This window comes from Sphingomonas sp. LH128 (assembly GCF_000293195.2).
Classification (GTDB): domain Bacteria; phylum Pseudomonadota; class Alphaproteobacteria; order Sphingomonadales; family Sphingomonadaceae; genus Novosphingobium; species Novosphingobium resinovorum_A.
Window position 1 is genome coordinate 1 of record NZ_ALVC01000337.1, and the last position, 5510, is coordinate 5510.

The window sequence follows — 5510 nt, forward strand, 5'->3', positions numbered from 1 at the left end:
CGAAGGCTGGGACCGCTGGAAAATCTTTAGGCGTGAGCCAGCGTCAGGGCACCTCGACGATAGGTTTCGCCTCAAGCACTGCCAGCGGTCCCAGCTTTCGCTGAGATGACGGGTGCTTGTACGCCCTGGTGCGGTGTTACTCGGTCAGGCTCGGCCCGAGCGAGGGATCGAGATCGCGCGGGCGCACCAGATGCGTCAGCCGACCGCAGCCTTCGCGCAAGTCAGACCAGTGCTCTATGTCCAGTTCCACCACCGCATAGGCAGCGGTGGGGAACTTGTCCTCAACCACATCGCGCAACGGGCTGGACCCATCATCCGGCACGAGGTCGAAGATCAGATCCTCCAGCCCCGGATTGTGCCCGACCAGCAGGATCGAGCGCGGGTCCGTTTCCTGATCCTTCAGCACGTCGATCAACGCTGCCGAACTGGCGAGGTAGATGCGCCGGTCCCAGGTGACGGGCGGCGTCTCTCCGGCCGCTTCACCGGCAAGCTCGATCGTCTGCGTCACGCGCACGGCGGGCGAGGCGAGGATGTAGCGCCAGCCTACACCGTGTTCGAGGATGTGCTTGCCCATGACACCCGCCCCGACCCGCCCGCGCTTGTTGAGCGGGCGGTCGAAGTCGCGCAGACGGGCATCGGTCCAGTCCGATTTGGCGTGACGGAAGATGCCGAGGATTTTCATGGGGCCAACTCTACAACAGCGGATCAGGATAGCGACTGCGAGTCTTCCGCCCGGTCCGCTGCGGCTCCTTGAGCATGACCGGCCACGCGCTGTAAAGCCTCCTCCAGCGTAACCCGCCGGATCGGCGTCCCCGCCGGGAAGGCGGAGAGCAGGCGCGAGGGGAATGCGGGCGAGAGCACCACGAAGTGCCCCCGGTCCTCGCGGCTGCGGATGAGGCGGCCGAAAGCCTGCGCCAACTTGGCGCGGATCAGCGTGTCGTCGTAGGCGCTGCCGCCGCCCGCAAGGCGCCGGGCGCGGTGCAGGATCGTCGGGCGCGGCCAGGGCACTTGCTCCATCACGACGAGGCGCAGGGAATCGCCCTGAACGTCCACCCCGTCGCGCAAGGCATCGGTGCCCAGCAGCGAGGCGGCGGGATCGTCGCGGAAGATGTCGACCAGCGTGCCGGTATCGATCGGATCGACGTGCTGCGCGTAGAGCGGGAGCCCTCCGCGCGCGAGCCGGTCGGCGATGCGGCCATAGACCGCGCGCAGCCGCCGGATCGCCGTGAACAGGCCGAGCACACCGCCGCGTGAGGTTTCGATCAGACGCCCGAAGGCGGCGGAGAGGGCGGGAATGTCGCCCTTGGGCACGTCGGTGACGATCAGCACTTCGGCCTGCGTCGCGTAGTCGAACGGGCTCTGGTGGATCGACAGGCGCGGCATCACCTCGATGTTCGGCGCGCCGGAGCGGGCGATGGCCTTGGCCCAGTCCTCGCCGTCGAGCAGCGTGGCTGAAGTCATGACGACGCCGTGTGCCGGTTCGAGCACGACTTGCGCAAAGGGCTTCATCGGATCGAGCCAGCGGCGATGGATGCCGATGTCGAACTCGCGCGCCTCGGAGCGGTCGACGGCGAGCCAGTCGACGTATTCGGGATCGGCCGGGCCGCCCATGCGGTCGAGCAGCGATTCCCAGGCGCCGAGGGTATCGACGCGCCATGTCAGCGAATGGCGCGCGCCTTCGATGCGGGCGCGGCCCGGTCCGTCGAGCCAGTCGGGCGGCTCCTCCAGCAGCGCTTCGAGACGCATGCCGAGGCGGATCAGCGGTTGGCGCAGTTCCGCCAGCGCCGCGCGGGCGGCCTGCGCGATCTCGACGAACGAGCCTTCCAGGCTGGCCGCTTCGGTTTCGAGCCCATAGCCCGCTTCCTGCCCGCCGCTTTCGTCGCGGGCATAGACCGTGGCGCGCACAGCCGCGAGCAGTTCTTCCAGCGGCCCGGAGGCGGCGTTCTCGGCGATGCGGCCCATCCAGCCGTCGCCGGGGAGCGCCTCTGCGGCCTCGCGCGCGGCGGCGATCGCCTTGGCGCCAGCCTCGTCGTAGCTGGCGACGTCGGCAAGGCGGGCTGAGAGGCCACGGCGGCGGCCCTTGGAGGCTTTCTCCGGACCTATCACCCAGCGGCGCAGTTCGATCGCCTCGGCGCCGGTGAGCGCTGCGGCGAAGGTGGAGTCGGCGGCGTCGAAAACGTGATGGCCTTCGTCGAACACCACGCGGGTCGGGCGGGAAGCCGGATCGCGGCCGCGCGCGGCATTGACCATGACGAGGGCGTGGTTGCCGATCACGAGGTCGGCGCCGACACTGGCGCGGGTGGCGCGCTCGATGAAGCACTTCCGGTAATGCGGGCACCCGGCATAGACGCATTCGCCGCGCCGGTCGGTCAGCGCCGCGATGCCGCGCTGGCGGAACAGGGTGCCGAGCCAGCCGGGCAGGTCGCCGCCGATCATGTCGCCGTCCTGCGAGTACGCCGCCCAGCGCGCCACCAGTTGCGCGAGGATCGCCGCGCGCCCGTTGAAGCCACCCTGCAGCGCATCTTCGAGGTTGAGGAGGCACAAGTAGTTCTCGCGGCCCTTGCGCACCACCACGGGGCGGGTGCCGTCGGCCCGTCGCTCGGGCCAGGCGCGGCGGCTTTCCGCGCGCAGCTGGCGCTGCAGCGCCTTGGTATAGGTGGAGACCCAGACGGTGCCGCCCGCCTTCTCGGTCCACAGCGAAGTGGGGGCGAGATAGCCCAGCGTCTTGCCGATGCCGGTGCCCGCCTGCGCCAGCAGGACGTGCGGGCGGCCGGACCGTTCGCGCGGGGCGAAGGCGTGGGCGGTCTCCACCGCATAGGCGCGCTGGCCGGGGCGTTGTTCGGCGGCGCTGCCGGTGAGGCTGGCGAGCCGCTGCAGGACTTCCTCGTCCTCCAGCACGACCTGCCGAGGCTGGGGGACTTCGGGGGTTTCCTCCCATTCGGGCAGGCGGGTGAACAGCCAGCGTTCGGCGCGTTCGGGCTTGCGGATGCGGCCCGTCAGCAGCGTGGCCCAGGGCCAGCGCATCCTCACCAGCGACTGCAGCGAGGTCCATGCGCCCTCGCGTTCGGACCAGGCGCCGTTCTCGCACATGTCGAGCAGGGCGCCGGCCGCTTCCTGCAGCAGGCGCGGTACATCGGAATCGCCCTCCGGCTCGGCGAGGCCGAGAGCATGGGCAAGGCCCTTGGGGGTCGGTACCACAAAGCGCGCCGGATGGACGAAGGCGTAGAGTTCCAGAAGGTCCAGCCCCGACAGGTCCGGATAGCCCAGCCGTGTCGCCAGCAGGGGCGCGTTGAGGATCAGCAGCGGGGTGTCGGCGGCGGCCATCACCGCCTCGCCCTTGGAAAGAGGGCGGGTGCCGAGGCCGGTCAGATCCTTCTCGCGCAGCCAGCAGCCGCCATGACTGGCGTGGAGGGCAGGGAGGGGCAGGGCGGCCATGGCCTCTCATTAGGCACGGGGGGCGGAATTGGAAACGCCGGGCTCTCGCGCTCCACGGAAAAAATTACGGCTCGATACAAATTTCCCTCTTGTTGGATTTCACTCAAGATATATCTTAAGGCCATCATGAAGCATATGGAAAGAATGATGAGAAACTCAGATTGCAACCACGGCCACCGTCATGGAGGGGGACGCGGCCGTCACGGTGGAGAACGCCGCTTCGGGCGCGAGGACATGATCTCTGCGATGTCCGAAGGCGCCGAAGACTTGCGCGCGATGCTTGGCCGCCACGGCGGCAGGCACGGCCTGCACGGGCTGGCCCGTGGACCGCTTGGTGGCGGGTTCGGGAAGGGCTTTCCCGGCGGCTTCGGTGGCGGCTTTGAAGGTCGCGGCGGACGCGGTGGTCCTGACGGTCCGCGCGGCGGCGGTCGTCGCAAGCGGTTGTTCGATCAGGCCGAACTGCAGACCCTGCTGCTCGCCCTGATCGTCGAGGCACCGCGCCACGGCTATGAACTGATCCGCGAGATCGAGGCGCTTTCGGGCGGCGACTATGCGCCGAGCCCGGGCGTGGTCTACCCCGCGCTGATCTACATGGAAGAGACCGGCCTGATCGCCCCCGTCTCCGGCGACAGCGCCCGCAAGGCTTTCGAGGCCACCGCCGAAGGCCGCGCCAAGGCTGGGGCCGATGCGGAGAAGTTCGCCGAACTCAAGGGCCGCCTCGGGGCGCTTGCCGCGCAGCGTGACCGGGTCGATCCTGCGCCGGTGCGCCGGGCGTTCCATGCGCTCAAGACGGCGGTGTTCGACCGGCTCTCGACCGAAGGGGCCGATCGTGACTTCATCCTGCAGATCGCGGATGTCATCGACGAGGCCACCCGCAAGATCGAAAGGATCGAGAAGTGAGTACCATCGCCGCAACCGTGAAGACACCGAATGGCGGCAAGTACGTCCGCCAGCTCTGCAAGCACTGGAGCCACAAGCTGGAAACCGCAGTGGACGGCGATAAGGGAACGGTGACGTTCCCCAATGCCGTCACCGTGATGGACGCCGATGCGGAGGGCATCGCCATCACCATCACCGGCGAGGACCGCGACGCGGTGCAGGGCCTGACCGACGTGGTCGCCCGTCACATCGACCGGTTCGCGTTCCGCGAGGACGCGCTGGTCTATGATTGGGCGTGGCGGGACTGAGCGTGCAAGGAGGGGCTGAACGCTCCTCCTCATACGCCGTCATCCCAGCGAAGGCTGGGACCGTTAGCCGCGTAAAGCCCAACCCCTCGGCCGGGCGCCCTGACGATAGTTGGCAATAATAGGCTAACGGTCCCAGCCTTCGCTGGGATGACGGCGTGTTTTGGTGTTGGAGTACGTGAGCCATCGACTGAACCCTTGCGATAATCGCAGATTTCGCCTTAGAGCGCGGGCCATGACCGAAAATGCCCTGATCGAAGCCGCACGTGTGTCCAAGGCCTGGCCTTTCCAGGAGGCCCAGAAGCTGCTCAAGCGGTTTCCGCAGGGCAAACCGGACGGCGCACCGGTGCTGTTCGAGACCGGTTACGGTCCTTCGGGCCTGCCGCATATCGGCACCTTCCAGGAAGTCCTGCGCACCACGCTGGTCCGCCGTGCCTATGAAGCGCTGACCGGCGGCGCGCCGACGCGGCTCGTGGCGTTCTCGGACGACATGGACGGGCTGCGCAAGGTGCCCGACAACATTCCCAACGCCGACGTGCTCGCCGCCAACCTCGGCAAGCCGCTCAGCCGCATCCCCGATCCGTTCGGCACGCACGAGAGCTTCGCGCATCACAACAATGCGATGCTGCGCGAATTCCTCGACCGCTTCGGCTTCGACTACGAATTCGTCTCGGCCAGCGACCGCTACAATTCGGGCGCGTTCGACGCCGCTCTGGCGCGCGTACTGGAGTGCAATCAGGCGATTCTCGACGTCATGCTCCCCACGCTGCGCGAGGAGCGCCGCCGGACCTATTCGCCCGTGCTGCCGGTCTCGCCCACGACGGGCGTGGTGCTGCAGGTGCCGGTCGAGGTGATCGACGCTAAGACCGGCCTGATCCGCTTCACCGACGA

4 protein-coding genes and 1 pseudogene are annotated in these 5510 nt (G+C 68.1%); 3 read left to right on the top strand and 2 right to left on the bottom strand.

Annotated elements, in window-relative coordinates; all coding sequences use genetic code 11:
* Window positions 1-136: 136 nt before the first annotated feature.
* Window positions 137-682: a SixA phosphatase family protein gene (locus LH128_RS23630; RefSeq protein WP_008832212.1), complete on the bottom strand. Its 546-nt coding sequence runs from the start codon at window positions 680-682 to the stop codon at window positions 137-139.
* 23 nt (window positions 683-705) lie between these two features.
* The gene (locus tag LH128_RS23635) at window positions 706-3435 is read right to left on the bottom strand and encodes an ATP-dependent DNA helicase (protein WP_008832213.1); all 2730 of its coding nucleotides are present in this window, start codon (window positions 3433-3435) and stop codon (window positions 706-708) included.
* A gap of 234 nt (window positions 3436-3669) precedes the next feature.
* Between LH128_RS23635 and LH128_RS23640 the strand changes: the two genes are divergently transcribed.
* The 3 genes and pseudogenes from LH128_RS23640 to lysK form a co-directional block, all read left to right on the top strand.
* Window positions 3670-4335, top strand: coding sequence for a PadR family transcriptional regulator (locus tag LH128_RS23640; protein WP_008832214.1), 666 nt, complete (start codon window positions 3670-3672; stop codon window positions 4333-4335).
* On the top strand, window positions 4332-4622 hold the full coding sequence (locus LH128_RS23645) for a DUF2218 domain-containing protein (RefSeq protein WP_008832215.1): 291 nt from the start codon (window positions 4332-4334) through the stop codon (window positions 4620-4622). Before LH128_RS23640 ends, LH128_RS23645 begins: the two co-directional genes overlap by 4 nt.
* Window positions 4623-4854: 232 nt before the next feature.
* A pseudogene (gene lysK, locus LH128_RS23650) lies at window positions 4855-5510 on the top strand (lysine--tRNA ligase); the annotation flags it as partial.